The organism is Thermus sp. FJN-A, from assembly GCF_054655095.1.
Window position 1 is genome coordinate 123,401 of sequence record NZ_BAAHSC010000167.1, and the last position, 16,392, is coordinate 139,792.

The following is a 16,392-nucleotide window of genomic DNA, read 5'->3' on the forward strand; positions in this document are numbered from 1 at the left end:
GCTTCTCCTAGCGGGGGGGCTGGTACTCCCCCCACTCCTCCCTTAAGACCCCGCAGACCTCCCCCAGGGTGGCCCGGCGGCGGAAGGCCTCCAGCACGTAGGGGAAGAGGTTCTCCTGCCCCCTTGCCGCCTCCCTTAGCCTTTCCAGGCCAATGCGGACGCTCTCCCCGTCCCGCTTCGCCTTAAAGGTGGCGAGCTCCCGCTTCCGCCGTTCGTGGAGCTCGGGGTCTATGCGCTGCACCGGGGTGGGTTCGTTCAGGGGGCTATTGGGGTCAAAGAAGCGGTTAACCCCCACGATGACCCGCCTCCCCTCCTCCACCTCCTTCTGGAACCGCCAGGCGGACTCCTCAATGGCCCGTTGGAAGTAGCCCGCCTCCACCGCGGCCACCGCCCCGCCCAGGGCGTCGATCTCGGCGAGGAGCCTCTCCGCCTCCTGCGCCAAGGACTCGGTAAGGTGCTCCACGTAGAAGCTGCCCCCCAAGGGGTCCACGGCCCGGGTGACCCCGCTCTCGTAGGCCAGGACCTGCTGGGTGCGGAGGGCCAAAAGGGCGCTTTTTTCCGTGGGCAGGCCCAGGGCCTCGTCGTAGGCGTTGGTGTGGAGGCTTTGCGTCCCCCCGAGCACCGCCGCCAGGGCCTGGTAAGCGGTGCGCACCACGTTGTTCAGGGGCTCTTGGGCCGTGAGGGTGGAGCCCCCGGTCTGGGTGTGGAAGCGGAGCATCCAGCTTTTCGGATCCTTGGCCCCGAACTCCTCCCGCATGATCTTTGCCCAAAGGCGCCTTGCCGCGCGGAACTTGGCGGCCTCCTCCAGGATGTCCCCGTGGGCGGCGAAGAAGAAGGAGAGCCTCGGGGCGAAGCGGTCCACGTCCAGACCCCGCGCCAAGGCGGCCCGCACGTAGGCCTTGGCGTCCGCCAGGGTGAAGGCGATCTCCTGGGCGGCGGTGGCCCCGGCCTCGCGGATGTGGTAGCCGGAGATGCTGATGGTGTTCCACCTGGGGACGCGCTCGGCGCAGAAGGCGAAGATATCGGTCACCAGGCGCATGGAGGGTCCGGGGGGGTAGATGTAGGTGCCCCGGGCGAAGTACTCCTTGAGGATGTCGTTTTGCACCGTGCCCGAGACCTTGTCCCAGGAAACCCCCTGCGCCTCCGCCACCAGGAGGTAGAGGGCCAGGAGCATCATGGCCGGGGCGTTGATGGTCATGCTGGTGGAGACCTGGTCCAGGGGGATGCCGTCAAAAAGCTTCTCCATGTCCTCCAGGGTGGCGATGGACACCCCCACCCGCCCCACCTCCCCCACGCTCATGGGGTGGTCGGGGTCCAGGCCGAGCTGGGTGGGGAGGTCAAAGGCCACGGATAGGCCCGTCTGGCCCTGGGCGAGGAGGTATCGGTAGCGGGCGTTGGACTCCTCGGCGGTGGAGAAGCCCGCGTACTGGCGCATGGTCCAAAGCCTGTCCAGGTACATGCGGGGGTAGATGCCCCGGGTGTAGGGGTACTCCCCGGGGCGGCCCAGCTTCTCCCGGTAGCCTTCGGGTAGGGACTCAAACAGGCCTTCCATGCCCTAGTTTTACAGGAAAACGCGCACCAGGAGAAGGAAGAGGAAAAGCGCCCCCAGGACCAGGAGGAGGGGCGGCAAGAGGAGGCTGTAGGCCGCCAGCACCAGGGCCAGGAAATCCCGCCAGTCGGGCCTCGAGTCCTGCTCCACGCCTTTCAGGATACCCCTTTTCCCTCGCTTCCGGGCTTCCTAGCTACGGTAGGCTTTGATAGCATTAGGCCATGGCCCTGTCCAAGAACGCCCGTAAGGTGCTCAAGGTCCTGGCCCGGCGCGGGGCCCCGGAGGTGCTCTTCGCCCTCAGCCGGGGCTCCTCCCGCTTCTCCGACCTGGAGAGCCTCTTGGTCCTCTCCCCCCGCACCCTGGCGGAGCGGCTGAGGGAGTTCCACCTCCTGGGGTTCGTGGAGCGGCGGGCCTACCCCGAGGTGCCGCCCCGGGTAGAATACACCTTAACCCCGCGGGGCAAGCGGGTCTTGGATTTCTTGCGCGGATTGGAAGAGGTGTTGGAGGCGGCGCAGGAGGGGGTACGGTGAAAGCGAGAGCCATCGTGGTGACATCGGGAAAGGGCGGGGTGGGGAAGACCACCACCACCGCCAACCTGGGGGCGGCCCTGGCCAAGCTGGGGGAGAAGGTGGCGGTCATAGACGTGGACGTGGGCCTGCGCAACCTGGACGTGGTCATGGGCCTCGAGGGGCGCGTGGTCTTTGACCTGATTGACGTCCTGGAAGGCCGGGCCAAGGTGCGCCAGGCCCTCATCCGGGACAAGCGGGTGGAGAACCTCTACCTCCTCCCCGCCTCCCAGACCAAGGACAAGGAGGCCCTGGACCCGGCCCGGTTCCGGGAGCTGGTGGGGCGGCTTCTTGCGGAGGAGGGCTTCGACCGGGTGCTCATCGATTCCCCCGCGGGCATAGAGAAGGGGTTCCAGACCGCCGCCACCCCGGCGGAAGGGGCCCTGGTGGTGGTGAACCCCGAGGTCAGTAGCGTCCGGGACGCCGACCGCATCATCGGCCTGTTGGAGGCCCGGGAGATCCGGGAGAACTTCCTCGTCATCAACCGCCTCCGCCCCAAGATGGTCTCCCGGGGGGACATGCTCTCCGTGGAGGACGTGGTGGAGATCCTGGGCCTCAAGCCCATCGGCATCATCCCCGAGGACGAGCAGGTCCTCATCTCCACCAACCAGGGGGAGCCCTTGGTCCTCAAGGGGAGTAGCCCCGCCGCCTTGGCCTACATGGACACCGCCCGCCGCCTCCGGGGCGAGGAGGTGCCCTTCCGCCACCTGGAGGAGGCCCAGGGGCTTTTGGGGGTCATCCGCAGGCTCTTTGGGGGGAACCGCTGATGTGGTGGAGGAAGAAGAGCAAGGACAGGGCCAAGGAACGGCTCAAGCTGGTGCTGGCCTACGACCGGGCCAAGCTTTCCCCCGGGCTTGTGGAAAGCCTGAAGCGGGACCTCCTAGAGGTCCTCCGCCGCTACTTCCCCGCCCAGGAGGAGGGGCTTTCCGTGGCCCTGGAGGAGCGGGGGGAAAAGATGGTCCTGGTGGCGGACATCCCCTTGCGCTAGGCCCATGGTCCTGAGGCGTCCCAACCTCCTGGCCTACGACTGGGGCCTGGCCCTCCTGGCCGTGGCCCTGGTGGTCCTGGGCCTCTTTAACCTGAAAAGCGCCGCCCCCGACCCAAGCCTCCTCTCCCGCCAGGGGGTGGCCTTCGCCCTGGGCCTCCTCCTCCTGGTGGGGGTCCAGTTCCTTTCCCGCAGGACGGTCTTCGCCCTGGCCTACCCCCTTTACGCCCTCTCCCTCCTCCTCCTGGTGGCGGTCTTGGCCCTGGGCCGCGAGATCAACGGGGCCAAGGCCTGGTTCGTCCTAGGCCCCCTGCAGTTCCAGCCCCTGGAGCTGGCCAAGCTGGGTTTGGTGCTGGCCCTGGCCAGGCTGTTGGAAGGCCGCCCCTTGCGCCGGGTGTGGGACTACCTCCTCCCCGGCCTCCTAGTGGCCCCGGTGGCCCTCCTCCTCCTCCTGCAGCCGGACCTGGGGGGAACCCTGGTGGTCCTCTTCGGGGCCTTCAGCGTCCTCTTCGTCCGGGGCCTCCCCGGGAAGCACCTCCTGGTGGGGGGGCTGGCCCTGGCCCTTTTGCTCCCCACCCTGGTCTGGCCCAACCTGAAGCCCTACCAGCAGGAGCGGGTGCTGATCGTCCTGGACCCCTACCGCGACCCCCTGGGCCAGGGGTTCCAGGTGATCCAGTCCACCATCGCCATCGGCTCCGGGGGGCTTTTCGGGAAGGGCTACGGCCAGGGGACCCAGACCCAGCTGGGCTTCGTGCCCTTCCGCCACACGGACTTCGTCTTCGCCGTCTGGGCGGAGGAGTGGGGGTTCGTGGGCACCGTGGCCCTCCTCGGCCTCTACGCCCTCCTCCTGGTCCGCCTCCTGGGGCTGGCCCTGGAGTGCCCGAGGCTTTCCGACCGCCTCTTCCTCGCCGGGGTGGGGGGCATGTTGGGCTTCCAGGTGCTGGTCAACCTGGGGGTGGCCCTGGGGGTGATGCCCGTGACCGGCCTCACCCTTCCCCTCTTCTCCTACGGGGGTTCCAGCCTGGTGGCCACCCTCTTCTCCCTGGGGCTCGTCCTCCTGGTGCACCGGGACCGCGTGGCCCCCTAGGCTGCTAAACTGGGCCCCGTGGCCGGGGACGTGCTGGTGCGCCTTTCGGGAGTGCGCAAGGCCTTCGGCGGGGTGGTGGCCCTGGACGGGGTGGACCTGGAGGTGTACAGGGGCGAGTTCTTCAGCCTCTTAGGGCCCTCGGGCTGCGGCAAAACCACCCTCTTGAGGCTCCTGGCCGGGTTTGACACCCCGGATGCGGGCCGCATCGAGATCGCCGGGCGGAACATGGCCGGGGTGCCCCCCTACGACCGCCCCGTGAACACCGTCTTCCAAAACTACGCCCTCTTCCCCCACATGACCGTGGAGGGCAACGTGGCCTTCGGTCTGCGGATGAAGGGCCTGGCCCCGGCGGAGGTGCGGCGGAAGGTGGCCTGGGCCCTGGAGCTCGTGGACCTCGTGGGCCTGGAGAGGCGCTACCCGCGGGAGCTTTCCGGGGGACAGAGGCAACGGGTGGCCCTGGCCCGGGCCCTGGTGCTGGAACCCGAGGTCCTCCTCCTGGACGAGCCCCTTTCCGCCTTGGACCTCAAGCTCCGCCAGGAGCTCCGCGTGGAGCTCATGCAGCTCCAGAGGCGCCTCGGCAAGACCTTCATCTTCGTGACCCACGACCAGGAGGAGGCCCTGGTCATGTCGGACCGCATCGCGGTCATGCGCTCCGGGCGCATAGAGCAGCTGGGCCTCCCCGACGAGGTGTACGAGCGGCCGAAAAACCGCTTCGTGGCGGACTTCCTGGGCCGCTCCAACTTTCTTCCCGCAAGGCCCCACCCCTCGGGGGCGGAAACCCCCTTGGGGCCCCTGCGCCTTAAAGCCCCCTTGGAGCGGGAAGCCCTTCTGGTGATCCGCCCGGAGAAGATCCGGCTTTACCCGGCGGCCAACGGGCTTCCCGCTCGGGAGAACCTGGTGCGGGCGGTGGTGGAGGAGATCGTCTACACGGGGGCGGAAAACCAGTACTACCTGCGAGCGGGAGAGGTGCGGCTCCTGGCCTACACCCTGAACCAGGACCTGCAGGAGCCGGGGGCCGAGGAGTTCGCCTACGGGGAAGAGGTGCTCTGCTACCTTCCCCCGGAGAACCTGGTGGTGGTCCATGAATGAAGCGGCGACCCCCCTGCAGCGCCTTTTCCGCGTGCTGGTGACCGTGGGCCCCGGGGGGCTTTGGCTTTTCCTCTTCGTCCTTCTCCCCACCCTCCTAGTGCTTTTGGCCTCCTTCCTCACCCGGGGGCCCTACGGGGAGCTTCAGGGCCCCCTAGGGCTCCACAACTACGCCCGCATCCTCCAGCCCGCCTACCTGGAGACCTTCGCGCAAAGCCTCCTGGTGGGGGCCCTGGCCACCCTCCTCTCCGCCCTTTTGGGCTACCCCCTGGCCTTCCACATCGCCCGCCACCCCAGGCGGGACCTCCTCCTCTTCTTGCTCCTCCTCCCCTTCCTCACCAACTTCCTCATCCGGGTCTACGCCTGGCTCGTCCTCCTGCAGCGGGAAGGCTTGGTGAACGCCTTTTTGCAGGCCTTTGGCCTCGAGCCCTACGCCTTCTACCCCTCCTTTTTCGCCGTGCTTTTGGCCACGGTCTACACCTTTTTGCCCTTCTTCGTCCTCCCCGTGTACGCCAGCGTGGAGCGCATAGACTGGCAGCTTCTGGAGGCGGCCTACGACCTCGGGGCGAGGCCCTTTCGCGCCTTCCTCCACGCGGTGCTTCCCCAGACCTACCCCGGGCTCTTCGCGGGAAGCGTCCTCGTCTTCATCCCCGCCATGGGCACCTTCGTGGTGGCGGACCTCCTGGGGGCGGGGCGGGTGGTCCTCATCGGCAACCTCATCCAGCAGCAGTTCGGCGTCAGTCGGGACTGGGCCTTCGGGGCGGCTTTGAGCGTGTTCCTGATGGGCTTTGTCCTCCTCAGCCTCTACCTCTACGCCCGCCTCCAGGGGGAAAGGGGGCTTGAGGATCTGGTATGAGGCGGCTCCTCTCCCTCCACGCCCTTTTGGTCTACCTCTTCCTCTACCTGCCCATCCTGGTCATCGTGGCCCTCTCCTTCAACGAGAGCCGCCGGGGGGTGCGCTTCACGGGCTTCACCCTGGACTGGTACCGGGCCCTCTTCCAGGACCCGCGGGTACTGGAATACTTCCTGAACACCCTGACCGTGGCCTTCGTCTCCACCCTGGTCTCCACGGTCCTGGGCACCCTCCTCGCCCTGGGGCTCGTGCGCTACCGCTTCCCGGGAAAGGGGTTTTTGCGCTACCTCCTCTACGTTCCCGTGGTGGTGCCGGACGTGGTGATGGGGGTTTCCCTTTTGCTCCTCTTCGCCTTCGCCCGGGAGCTCTTGGGTTTCCCCCGGCTTTCCCTCCTCACGGTGATCCTGGGGCACATCACCTTCCAGGTGGCCTTCGTGACCCTGGTGGTGCGCTCCAGGCTCCTCCTCCTGGACCCCGGCCTGGAGGAGGCGGCCCGGGACCTGGGGGCAAGGGGGTGGCAGACCTTCTTCCACGTGACTTTGCCCCTGGCCTGGCCCGGGGTGGCGGCGGGGGCGCTCCTCGCCCTCACCCTCTCCCTGGACGACTTCGTGGTCACCTTCTTCACCGCTGGGCCCGGGGCCACCACCCTGCCCCTTTACATCTACTCCAGCGTGAAGCTGGGGGTGAGCCCCAAGGTCCACGCCCTCTCCACCCTGGTGGTGGGCCTTTCCGCCTTCTTCCTGGCCCTGGGGTATGCTCTTAGCCGGAGGCGCGTATGAGGCGGATGGCCATCCTTGGGCTCTTGGCGGTTTTGGTCCTCCTGGGGGTCTTCCTCTTCCGGCCTAAGGGAACCCCGGGGGCGGCTACCCTCTACTTCCTGAACTGGGCGGACTACATCCCGGGGGAGCTTATCCGGAAGTTCGAGGCGGAAACCGGGGCCAAGGTGGTCCTGGACACCTTTGAGTCCCCCGAGGCCATGCTGGCCAAGCTCAAGGCGGGGGCGGACCGGGAGTTCTCCCTGGTGGTGGCCCCGGACTACTACGTCCTGCAGATGGCCCGGGAGGGGCTCATCGCCCCCTTGGACAAGGGCAGGCTCAAGAACCTGGCCAACCTGGACCCCTTCTTCCAGGACCCTCCCTACGACCCCGGCCTGCGGTACTCCGTCCCCTACCTCTGGGGCACCACGGGGATCGCCTACCGGGAGGACCTGGTCCAGGGTCCCGTGGACTCCTACGCCGTCTTCTTTGACCCCAAGGCCCAGGTGGGGCCCTTCCTCCTCCTGGACGAGATGCGGGAGACCATTGGGGCTGCCCTCAGGTACCTGGGCCACTCCGTGAACACCACCGACCCAGAGGCCCTGGAAAGGGCCAAGGAGCTTCTCCTTGCCGCCAAGCGGCGCTCCGTGGGCTTCGCCGGGGGGGTGGAGGCCCTGAACCGCATCCTGGCGGGGGACGCCGCCTTGGCCCTCGCCTACTCGGGGGATGTCCTCCAGGCCCGCGAGGAGGATAGCCGCCTCCGCTACGCCCTCCCCAAGGAGGGCAGCACCCTGTGGACCGACGCCATGGTGGTCCTGGCCCGGGGCCCGGCCCAGGACCTGGCCTACCGCTTCATGGACTTCCTCCTGGAGCCGGAAAACGCCGCGGCCCTGGCGGCCTACACCCGCTACGCCACCCCCGTGGCCGCCGCCATCCCCCTCCTGCCCCAGGCGGTGCGGGAGGACCCCACGGTCTTCCCCCCGGAGGAGGTGCGGCGGAAGCTTGAGTACCTGAAGGACCTGGGCCCCGACATCGCCCTCTTTGACCGGGTCTGGACCGAGGTGAAGGCCCGCTAAAGGCGGGGCAGGGAAAGGCGGGCTATACTGGGCCCATGAGGCGAGCGCTGGCCCTGGTGGCGCTTCTTCTGGCCGAGGCCCTGGGCCAGGGGGCGGAGGGGCTTTGGGGCCGTACCTGCGCCGTGTGCCACGGGGAGAAGGCCCAGGGGGTCCGGCCCTACCCTGGGCTCCAGGGGGTGGCCCCCCTCTTCGCCACCCCGGAGGGCCGGCGCTACCTGGTCCTGGTGGTCCTCTACGGCAAGAAGGGGGAGGCAGGCCTCATGCCGGGCTTTGCCCAGCTCAAGAACGAGGAGCTGGCCGCCCTCCTGAACCACCTCAAGGCCCTCTTGCAGGTCAAGGGCGAGCCCATCTCCCCGGGGGAGGTGGCCGGGGGGCGGGGCCTAAACCTCACCCCCGACCAGGTGAGGCGGCCCTAAAGGGGGCCTTTGGGGCCCCCACCGCGGCTTTAGCCGCGGTGGGGCGTTTCCAGCACCGCCCCCTCGTCCGCCTGGCGCACCAGGGCGGCGTAGCGGGCGAAGAGGCCGTGGGTGAAGGCGGGGGGTCGGGGCCGCCAGCGGGCCCTCCGCCTTTCCAGCTCCTCCTCGGGAAGGAGGACCTCGAGGCGGCGGCCTTCCACGTCAATCCGGATGCGGTCCCCCTCCTCCAGGAGGGCGATGGGCCCGCCCACGAAGGCCTCGGGGGCGATGTGGCCGATCATGAGGCCGCGGGTGCCCCCGGAGAAGCGGCCGTCGGTGAGGAGGGCCACCTCCGGCCCTAGGCCTTCCCCCACGATGGCGCTCGTCACCGAGAGCATCTCGGGCATCCCCGGCGCCCCCTTGGGGCCCACGTAGCGGATGACCACCACGTCCCCGGGGCGGATTTCGCCCTTCAAGACCTTCTCCATAGCCGCTTCCTCCGAGTCAAAGACCCGGGCCGGCCCCTCAAAGGAGGTGCGCTCCGTCCCCGCGAGCTTGAGGACGGCGCCTTTAGGGGCGAGGTTCCCCTTGAGCACCACGAGCCCCCCGTGGGGCTTGAGGGCCTTCTCCACGGGGAAGACCACCTTCTGCCCCTCTTGTTCCCGGTAGGCCCTTTCCACCTCCTCCGCCAGGGTGCGGCCCGTGAGGGTCTTCTCCTCCCCAAAGAGGAGCCCCGCCTCCAGAAGCCGCTTGAAGACGAGGGCCGTCCCCCCGGCTTCGTAGAGCTCCCAGGCGGTGTAGGTGCCCCAAGGGCGGAGGTCCGCGATCACCGGGGTCTTGCGGGAGATCTGGTCAAAGTCGTCCAGGCTGAGCTCCACCCCCGCCTCCTTGGCCAGGGCGAGGAGGTGGAGGACGGCGTTGGTGCTCCCCCCCGTGGCGGCCACGGCGGCGATGGCGTTGAGGAAGCTTTTCCGGGTGAGGAAGTCTTTGGGCTTCCAGTCGTTCTCTATGGCCCAGGCCAGGACCCTTCCCGCCTCCTTGGTGGCCTTGGCCTTCTCGGGGTGGACGGCGGGGATGGCGTTGTAGCCCACGGGGGAGAGGCCCAAGGCCTCGAGGGCCATGGCCATGGTGTTGGCGGTGTACTGGCCGCCGCAGGCCCCGGGGCCGGGGATGGCCCGGCGTTCAATCTCCAAAAGCTCCTCCTCGCCGATCTTCCCCGCGGCCCTCTGCCCCACCGCCTCAAAGACCTCCACGATGGTGAGCTTCCGGCCCCGCCACTCCCCGGGGGCGATCGTCCCCCCGTAGAGGACCATGCCGGGGACGCCGCTGCGGATCACCCCCATGGCCGTTCCCGGGATGGTCTTGTCGCAGGCGGAGAGGGCCACCATGCCGTCGTAGAGGTAGCCTTGGGCGACGAGCTCCACGCTGTCGGCGATGACCTCGCGGCTTACGAGGCTCGCCCGCATGCCCGGGGTGCCCATGCTGATCCCGTCGGAGATGGCGGGGGCCCCGAACTCAAAGGGGAAAAGCCCCGCCTCCTTGAGCCCGGCCTTGAGGTGGAGGGCCAGGCTTCGCAGGTGGAAGTTGCAGGGCATGCCGTCGGTGAAGGTGTTCACCACCCCCACAAAGGGCCTTCCGAAGTCCTCGTCCCCTACCCCCACCGCCCGGAGCATGGCCCGGGCGGGCGCCTGCTGCACGCCCTTCTTGATCCGGTCTGACCTCATGCTTCCCTCCAGCTGGCGATCTTCCCGTGAAAGGCCCTCGCCCGGCCCAAGAGGCGCACCAGGGCCCTGGCGGCTTTCTCCGGGGTTTGCAAAAGGCCTTCCTCCTTGTAGCCCCTAAACACCTGGTGGAGCACGGGCGCGGCGCTTCCCTGGGCCTCCCGGGCCTGGCGTTGCATCTCCGTCTCCACCACCCCGGGGCGGTAGACGAAGCACACCACCTCGGGCACCTCCGCGGCGAGCTGCCTGGCCAGGTGCTCCTCCGCGGCCTTGGCCACTGCGTAGGCCCCGATGCCGGGGAGGTTGCTCTCCGCCGCCCCCGAGCCCACGTAGACGGCGAGCCCCTCCCCCTGCTTCCGGAGCCTGGGGTAGGCGAAGCGGGCGAGCTGGTAGCCGGCCAGGAGGTTGGCCTCCAGCACCTCCAGGAAGAGGGGTTCGGCGATCTCGTAGACCAGGGGCCCGGGGTGCAGGACCCCGGCGTTGTGGATGTAGCCGTAAAACCCGCCCAGGGCCTCCGCCCGCTCCACCAGGGCCTGGGCCACCTCGGCCTTGCCGGCGCTCCCCGCCACCCACTCGGCCCTGGCCCCCAGGGCCCTCACCTCCTCCGCCACCTGCGAAAGGGATGGCTCCGAGCGGGCGTTCAGCACCAGATCATACCCCTCCTTGGCGAGCTCCAGGGCCAGGGCCCGCCCGATGCCCCGGCTCGCCCCGGTGAGGATCAGGGTCCTTCTCATAGGAGCTCCTCCAGGGGGATCTCCACGCCCAGGAAGGAAAGCCTGGCCCCAGGCCCCAAGGCCAGGGCCTCCCGGTAGGCCCCCGCCTCGGGCTTCCGGTGGACGAGGGCCCGCTTCCCCTCCAGGTCCACCACCCACACCTCGGGCACTCCGGCTTGGGCGTAGAGGGGAAGCTTTACCTGGAGGTCGTACCGGAGGGAGGTGTCCGCCACCTCCACCACCAGGAGGGCATCCTTCCCCTCGGGCAGGCGGTCCCGGTACCGGGTTCTCGGGGGCTGGAGGAGGGCGAGGTCCGGATAGACCTCGGTGTCCGGGGAAAGCAGGAGGGGGTTTTGCACCGAGAGCAAGGCCTTACCCCGTAGAGGGGCCAAGAGGTCCACCAGAGCGTTCAGGACGTATGCGTGCCGCTTGCCTACGGGGCTCAGCTCCACCACCTCCCCCCGGATGAGCTCCACCCGGTCGTCCTCCCCGAGGATGCCCGCCTCGGCCATGCGGTGGAAGTCCTCGGCGCTGAAGCGGTGCCGGATCATAGCCCCATTTTAGGCCAGGTGGCGGAGAACCCTCTCCGTGAAGGCCTCCGTGCCCGCGCTCCCCCCGAGGTCGGGGGGCGGGGCCTCCAGGAGGGCCTTCGCCACCGCGTCTTCCACCTTCCGCGCCAGCTCCACCAGGCCGAAGGCGTGCTCCAGCATCATGGCCGCGGAGAGGATGGCGGCGGTGGGGTTGGCGATGCCCTTGCCCGCGATGTCCGGGGCGGAGCCGTGGACCGGCTCAAAGACCGGGGTCCCCCGCCCCAAGGAGGCGGAGGGGAGGAGGCCTAGGGAGCCCGGGAGGACGCTCGCCAGGTCCGAGAGGATGTCCCCGAAGATGTTCCCCGTGACCACCACGTCAAAGCGGGCAGGGGAGCGGACCAGGTGCATGGCCATGGCGTCCACGTACTGGTGCTCCAGGGCCACGTCCGGATACCCCCCGTGGACCTCCGCCACGGTCTTGCGCCAGAACTCCCCCACCTCGAGGACGTTCGCCTTGTCCACGCTCACCACGTGCTTCCGGCGCTTCCTCGCCGCCTCAAAGGCCACCTTGGCCACCCGCTCCACCTCGGGCTTGCTGTAGCGCTCCGTGTTCCAGGCCTCCGCCTCCGACATCCCCCGGGGCTCGCCGAAGTAGATCCCCCCGGTGAGCTCCCGGACGATGAGGAGGTCCACCCCCCGGGCCACCGCCTCCTTGAGGGGGGAAAGCCTTTCCAGCCCGGGGAAGACCTTGGCGGGGCGGAGGTTGGCGAAGAGGTCCTGGCTCTTCCTCAGGGCCAAAAGCCCCGTCTCCGGGCGGATCTTCCGGGGAAGCCCGTCCCACTTGGGCCCGCCCACGCTTCCCAGGAGCACCGCTTCCGCTTCCTCCACCCCCTTGCGCGTGACCTCGGGGAAGGGCTCGCCAAAGTGGTCTATGGCCGCCCCCCCAAAGGGGAAGCGCTCGTAGACGAGGCCCAGGCCCTCCGCCTCGTCCAGGGCCTTAAGGACCTTCAGGGCCGCCTCCGTCACCTCGGGGCCGATCCCGTCCCCCGGGAGCACCGCCACCCTCATTCCGACCTCCTGGGGTAGGGGAGCCTCCGGTCAAACTGGTCCAGAAGCTCCCCGGCCTCCAGTAACTCCCCGATGGGGTCCCAAAGCCCCCCCACCAGGGCCTCCCGGGCGGCCTCCGGGATGGAGAGGGGGGCGGTGCGGTTCCCGAAGCGCACCTCCTTCTCCACCAGGTCTATTTCCACCGAAAGCCCTGGGTCCTCCTCCACCGCCCGGAAGAGGGCCGCCAGGTCCTCGGGGGCCAGGGTGACGCAGGGGAGGCCGATGGCGGTGGCGTTCCCGAAGAAGATCTCCGCGAAGCTCTCCCCGATGAGGGCCTTGAACCCGGCCCGCTTGATGGCCTGGGGGGCGTGCTCGCGGCTAGAGCCCGAGCCAAAGCCCGCCTCCACCAGGAGGATGCTTGCCCCCTGGTAGCGGGGGTCGTTCAGGGGGTGGGGCTTGGGGTTGCCCCTCTCGTCAAAGCGCTCGTCGTAGAAGAGGTACCGGCCCAGGCCCTCAAAGGTGAGGGCCTTCATGAAGCGGGCGGGGATGATGCGGTCCGTGTCGATGTCCTCGCCCCTCAAGGGCACGGCCCTGCCGCGGATTACGGTGAACTTCTCCAGCATGGCTTACCTCCCGAGGCCAAAGACCTCCCGGGCGTCGGCGATCTCCCCGGCCACGGCCGCCGCCGCCACCATGAGGGGGCTCATGAGGACGGTGCGGCCCCTGGGGCTTCCCATCCTCCCCTTGTAGTTGCGGTTGGAGCTGCTGGCGGCGAGCTCGTCCCCCTCGAGGCGGTCCGGGTTCATGGCCAGGCACATGGAGCAGCCGGGCATCCGCCACTCAAACCCCGCCTCGCGGAAGACCTCGGCGATCCCCTCTTCCTCGGCCTTCCTCGCCACCCACTCCGAGCCCGGCACCACCAGGGCCCGCACCCCCTTCTTCACCTTGTGCCCCTTGAGGTAGCGGGCGACCTCCCGGAGGTCGGAAAGCCTCGCGTTGGTGCAGCTTCCGATGAAGGCCACTTGGATGGGCACCCCCTTGATGGGCTGGCCCGGACTGAAGCCCATGTAGGCCAAAGCCTCCTCGGCCACGGGGCGCTCCTCCTCCGGCAACTCCTCCAGGAGGGGGATCCTGCCGTCAATGGGGATGGCCTGGCCCGGGGTGATGCCCCAGGTGACGGTGGGGGCGATCTCCTCGGCGCGGAAGGTGACCACGTCGTCGTAGGAGGCGTCGGGGTCGGAGCGCCAAGCGAGCCACCTCCTTTTGGCCTCCTCCCACTCGGACCCCTTGGGGACGTAGGGGCGGCCCTCGAGGTACCGGAAGGTGGTCTCGTCGGGGTTCACGTAGCCGATGCGGGCGCCCCCCTCAATGGACATGTTGCAGAGGGTCATGCGGCTTTCCATGTCCATGGCCTCCACGGCGCTTCCCCCGTACTCGTAGGCGTAGCCCAAGCCCCCCTTCACCCCCAGGTGGCGGATGATGTGGAGGATCACGTCCTTGGCGTAGACCCCGGGGGCGAGCCTTCCCTCCACGTTGATCCGCCGCACCTTGAGCTTTTGGGCGGCGAGGGTCTGGGTGGCGAGGACGTCCCGGACCTGGCTCGTGCCGATGCCGAAGGCCACGGCCCCGAAGGCCCCGTGGGTGGAGGTGTGGGAGTCCCCGCAGGCGATGGTCATCCCGGGCTGGGTGAGGCCGAGCTGGGGCCCGATGACGTGGACGATGCCTTGGTCGCCGCTCCCCAGGTCAAAGAAGGTGATGCCGTGCTCCCTTGTGTTCGCCCTGAGGGCCTCCAGCATGCTCTGGGCCAGAGGGTCCTGGAAGGGCTCGGTGCGGTCGTGGGTGGGGACGATGTGGTCCACGGTGGCGAAGGTGCGGTGGGGGTAGCGTACCCGAAGGCCAAGGTCCTTGAGCATCCCGAAGGCCTGGGGGCTCGTGACCTCGTGCAGGAGGTGAAGGTCTATGAAAAGCTGGCTCTGGCCGCTTTTGAGCTTCCTCACCTCGTGGGCCTCCCACACCTTCTCGTAGAGCGTCTTTCCCATTCTCTCCCTCCCCTTACAAAAAGCCCCCGGGTTCTCAAGGCCCGGGGGAAAGCGGAAAGGCCTCCCTAAGCCGGGCCCGCCCGGCCTAGGTCTAGCAGGATGCCCCGCCGCATTGCCCCTTAGCCTAAGGGCTTTCCCCCTCCGGGTCAAGCTTGACGAAAGGCCGGGCCCCTTCTACAATGACCCTTGCGTCTGCCGGGGTGGCGGAATTGGTAGACGCGCACGATTCAGGGTCGTGTGTCCTCGCGGACGTGCGGGTTCAAGTCCCGCCCCCGGCACCAGGAGGCCCCCGCAAGGGGGCCTGGCCTTTTGCTACACTAGGGCCATGAAGCGGGTGCTTTCCGGCATCCAGCCCTCGGGGGAGATCCACATCGGCAACTACCTGGGGGCCATCAAGCAGTGGGTGGAGATCGGGGAGCGGCTGGGCCGGGAGGCCTTTTTCTGCATCGTGGACTACCACGCCCTCACGAACCCCCTGGCCTACGACCCCTCCACCCTCGCCCAGCGCACCTTTGAGGCGGCCCTGGTGAACATGGCGGCAGGGCTTGACCCCGAGCGGGTCACCCTCTTCGTCCAGTCCCATGTCCCCGAGCACACGGAGCTCGCCTGGGTCTTCACCACCCTCACCCCCTTGGGGGACCTCACCCGCATGACCCAGTTCAAGGACAAGGCCAGCAAGCAGGAAACCGTCTGGAGTGGCCTCCTCCTCTACCCCGTGCTGCAGGCGGCGGACATCCTCATCTACAAGGCGGACACCGTCCCCGTGGGGGAGGACCAGGTGCAGCACATCGAGCTCACCCGGGAGATCGCCCGCCGCTTCAACCACCTCTTCGGCGAGACCTTCCCCGAACCCCAGGCCCTCCTCAACCCCGAGGCCCCGAGGGTCCCCGGCATTGACGGCAAGGCCAAGATGAGCAAGTCCCTGGGGAACACCATCGGCCTTCTGGAGCCGGAAGCGAGCATCTGGGAGAAGATCCGCCACCTCCCCGATGACCCCCAGCGGATCCGCCTCTCCGACCCCGGGAACCCCGAGAGGACCATCGTCTTCACCTACCTCTCCTACTTCGCCCCCAAGGAGCTGGTGGAGGCCCTGAAGGAGGAGTACCGCAAGGCGGGGATCGGCACCCTGGTGGTGAAGGAGATCCTCTTCGAGCACCTCATGCGCACCCTCCGCCCTATCCGAGAAAGGGCCGAGGCCCTGAAGCGGGACCCGGACTACGTGATGGACGCTCTGCTGGAGGGCGCTAAGCGGGCCCGGGCTGTGGCCCAGGCCACCATGGAGGAGGTGCGGGAAAAGGTGGGCCTCCTCCTGCCCAAGAGGCACCCCGTCCCCCGGTGATCCGCCTGGACTTCCCCGGGTTTTCCGGGACGCCCCAAGAGCTCCGGGAGGCCCTCAGGCGGGGCCGGCTCTCCCCCCGGGGCCTGCCCGTGCTCGCCATCGTGGAGCAGGCCCTGGCCCAGGTGCCCGAGGACCTCAGGGCCAGGGCCGAGCTTCTGCCCCTCCTGGCCGAGCTCTTGCTCCTGAAGCTTGCCCCCGAGAAGGCCCTCGCCCCCAAGGAGGGGGAGGAGGCCCCCCTGGTGCGGGTCCTGGTGGACCTCTCCCAGACCGTGGCCTTCCTGGAGGAGCGCCTCCAGAGGCGGGCCCGCCTCCTCCCCGTGGCCCCACCCCCCGTGCCCAGGCCCGCCCTGCGGCTTCCCCCGAAGGCTTTGCAGGAGGCGGTCCGCCCCTTCCGCAAGGCGGTCTTGCTCCTGGCGCGGGAGGGCTTCGGGGTGCGGGAGGCCTGGGAGCGGCTTAAGGGGGCCATCCGGGGCCGGGTGGCCTTCCAGAGTCTTCCCCTCACCACCTGGAGCGAGAAGGCCGTGGGTTTCGCCGCCCTCCTCGAGGCCTTTCGCTTGGGCCGGGTGCGCCTCTTCCAGGAGGTGCCCTTCGCGCCCCTTTACGTGGAGCCCGTGGGGGCCCTCGAGGGGGACCTGGAGCGCAGCGCTTAAG

19 protein-coding genes and 1 tRNA gene are annotated in these 16,392 nt (G+C 68.8%); 12 read left to right on the forward strand and 8 right to left on the reverse strand.

Translation table 11 applies throughout. The features are described from left to right. Positions 1–7 precede the first annotated feature (7 nt). On the reverse strand, positions 8–1,552 hold the full coding sequence (locus ACYQ0J_RS03610; protein WP_460170811.1) for an acyl-CoA mutase large subunit family protein: 1,545 nt from the start codon (positions 1,550–1,552) through the stop codon (positions 8–10). Between the two features lie 9 nt (positions 1,553–1,561). Further along, positions 1,562–1,699 carry a hypothetical protein gene (locus tag ACYQ0J_RS03615; RefSeq protein WP_460170812.1) on the reverse strand — a complete coding sequence of 46 codons (138 nt, stop codon included), beginning with the start codon at positions 1,697–1,699 and terminating at the stop codon, positions 1,562–1,564. Between the two features lie 71 nt (positions 1,700–1,770). Here ACYQ0J_RS03615 and ACYQ0J_RS03620 point away from each other — a divergent pair, with 71 nt between their 5' ends. From ACYQ0J_RS03620 to ACYQ0J_RS03660, 9 genes are read left to right on the forward strand one after another with little or no spacing between them, the layout of a single operon-like run. After that, complete coding sequence (locus tag ACYQ0J_RS03620) at positions 1,771–2,079, forward strand: winged helix-turn-helix transcriptional regulator (RefSeq protein WP_460170813.1); 309 nt, start codon at positions 1,771–1,773, stop codon at positions 2,077–2,079. Further along, the gene (gene minD / locus ACYQ0J_RS03625; RefSeq protein WP_460170814.1) at positions 2,076–2,882 is read left to right on the forward strand and encodes a septum site-determining protein MinD; all 807 of its coding nucleotides are present in this window, start codon (positions 2,076–2,078) and stop codon (positions 2,880–2,882) included. Before ACYQ0J_RS03620 ends, minD begins: the two co-directional genes overlap by 4 nt. Beyond that, on the forward strand, positions 2,882–3,103 hold the full coding sequence (gene minE, locus ACYQ0J_RS03630; RefSeq protein ID WP_460170815.1) for a cell division topological specificity factor MinE: 222 nt from the start codon (positions 2,882–2,884) through the stop codon (positions 3,101–3,103). Before minD ends, minE begins: the two co-directional genes overlap by 1 nt. 4 nt (positions 3,104–3,107) lie before the next feature. Continuing rightward, positions 3,108–4,187 carry a rod shape-determining protein RodA gene (rodA, locus tag ACYQ0J_RS03635; RefSeq protein WP_460170816.1) on the forward strand — a complete coding sequence of 360 codons (1,080 nt, stop codon included), beginning with the start codon at positions 3,108–3,110 and terminating at the stop codon, positions 4,185–4,187. Positions 4,188–4,205: 18 nt separating this feature from the next. After that, positions 4,206–5,276 (forward strand): ABC transporter ATP-binding protein, encoded by a 1,071-nt coding sequence (locus ACYQ0J_RS03640; protein WP_460170817.1) that lies wholly within the window; start codon positions 4,206–4,208, stop codon positions 5,274–5,276. Beyond that, positions 5,269–6,129, forward strand: a complete 861-nt coding sequence (locus tag ACYQ0J_RS03645; RefSeq protein ID WP_460170818.1) for an ABC transporter permease — start codon at positions 5,269–5,271, stop codon at positions 6,127–6,129. The genes ACYQ0J_RS03640 and ACYQ0J_RS03645 overlap by 8 nt, the downstream gene beginning before the upstream one ends. Next, positions 6,126–6,905, forward strand: a complete 780-nt coding sequence (locus ACYQ0J_RS03650; protein WP_460170819.1) for an ABC transporter permease — start codon at positions 6,126–6,128, stop codon at positions 6,903–6,905. Before ACYQ0J_RS03645 ends, ACYQ0J_RS03650 begins: the two co-directional genes overlap by 4 nt. After that, positions 6,902–7,957, forward strand: coding sequence for a polyamine ABC transporter substrate-binding protein (locus ACYQ0J_RS03655; protein ID WP_460170820.1), 1,056 nt, complete (start codon positions 6,902–6,904; stop codon positions 7,955–7,957). The genes ACYQ0J_RS03650 and ACYQ0J_RS03655 overlap by 4 nt, the downstream gene beginning before the upstream one ends. A 35-nt stretch (positions 7,958–7,992) precedes the next feature. After that, positions 7,993–8,373 (forward strand): c-type cytochrome, encoded by a 381-nt coding sequence (locus tag ACYQ0J_RS03660; protein ID WP_460170821.1) that lies wholly within the window; start codon positions 7,993–7,995, stop codon positions 8,371–8,373. A gap of 29 nt (positions 8,374–8,402) precedes the next feature. Here the strand turns inward: ACYQ0J_RS03660 and ilvD are convergent, their stop codons facing one another. Genes ilvD through leuC form a run of 6 tightly spaced genes read right to left on the reverse strand, consistent with a single transcriptional unit; the run spans position 8,403 to position 14,402 of the window. Beyond that, complete coding sequence (gene ilvD, locus ACYQ0J_RS03665; RefSeq protein ID WP_460170822.1) at positions 8,403–10,076, reverse strand: dihydroxy-acid dehydratase; 1,674 nt, start codon at positions 10,074–10,076, stop codon at positions 8,403–8,405. Beyond that, positions 10,073–10,807: an SDR family NAD(P)-dependent oxidoreductase gene (locus ACYQ0J_RS03670; protein ID WP_460170823.1), complete on the reverse strand. Its 735-nt coding sequence runs from the start codon at positions 10,805–10,807 to the stop codon at positions 10,073–10,075. Before ACYQ0J_RS03670 ends, ilvD begins: the two co-directional genes overlap by 4 nt. Next, positions 10,804–11,337 (reverse strand): Uma2 family endonuclease, encoded by a 534-nt coding sequence (locus ACYQ0J_RS03675; protein WP_460170824.1) that lies wholly within the window; start codon positions 11,335–11,337, stop codon positions 10,804–10,806. The genes ACYQ0J_RS03670 and ACYQ0J_RS03675 overlap by 4 nt, the downstream gene beginning before the upstream one ends. 9 nt (positions 11,338–11,346) lie before the next feature. Beyond that, positions 11,347–12,384, reverse strand: a complete 1,038-nt coding sequence (gene leuB, locus ACYQ0J_RS03680) for a 3-isopropylmalate dehydrogenase (protein WP_460170825.1) — start codon at positions 12,382–12,384, stop codon at positions 11,347–11,349. Beyond that, positions 12,381–12,986 carry a 3-isopropylmalate dehydratase small subunit gene (gene leuD, locus ACYQ0J_RS03685; RefSeq protein ID WP_460170826.1) on the reverse strand — a complete coding sequence of 202 codons (606 nt, stop codon included), beginning with the start codon at positions 12,984–12,986 and terminating at the stop codon, positions 12,381–12,383. The genes leuB and leuD overlap by 4 nt, the downstream gene beginning before the upstream one ends. Positions 12,987–12,989: 3 nt before the next feature. Beyond that, positions 12,990–14,402, reverse strand: coding sequence for a 3-isopropylmalate dehydratase large subunit (gene leuC, locus ACYQ0J_RS03690; RefSeq protein ID WP_460170827.1), 1,413 nt, complete (start codon positions 14,400–14,402; stop codon positions 12,990–12,992). Positions 14,403–14,596: 194 nt separating this feature from the next. On the opposite strand from leuC, the gene ACYQ0J_RS03695 reads away from it, so the two are divergent. The 3 genes from ACYQ0J_RS03695 (at position 14,597) to ACYQ0J_RS03705 (ending at position 16,391) form a co-directional block, all read left to right on the forward strand. Continuing rightward, positions 14,597–14,683: transfer RNA gene (locus tag ACYQ0J_RS03695), tRNA-Leu, on the forward strand. A 44-nt stretch (positions 14,684–14,727) separates the two neighbouring features. After that, positions 14,728–15,741, forward strand: a complete 1,014-nt coding sequence (trpS, locus tag ACYQ0J_RS03700) for a tryptophan--tRNA ligase (RefSeq protein ID WP_460170828.1) — start codon at positions 14,728–14,730, stop codon at positions 15,739–15,741. After that, entirely contained in the window at positions 15,738–16,391 is a 654-nt protein-coding gene (locus tag ACYQ0J_RS03705) for a chromosome segregation protein ScpA (protein ID WP_460170829.1), read from the forward strand. Before trpS ends, ACYQ0J_RS03705 begins: the two co-directional genes overlap by 4 nt. The last annotated feature ends 1 nt before the right edge of the window (position 16,392 follow it).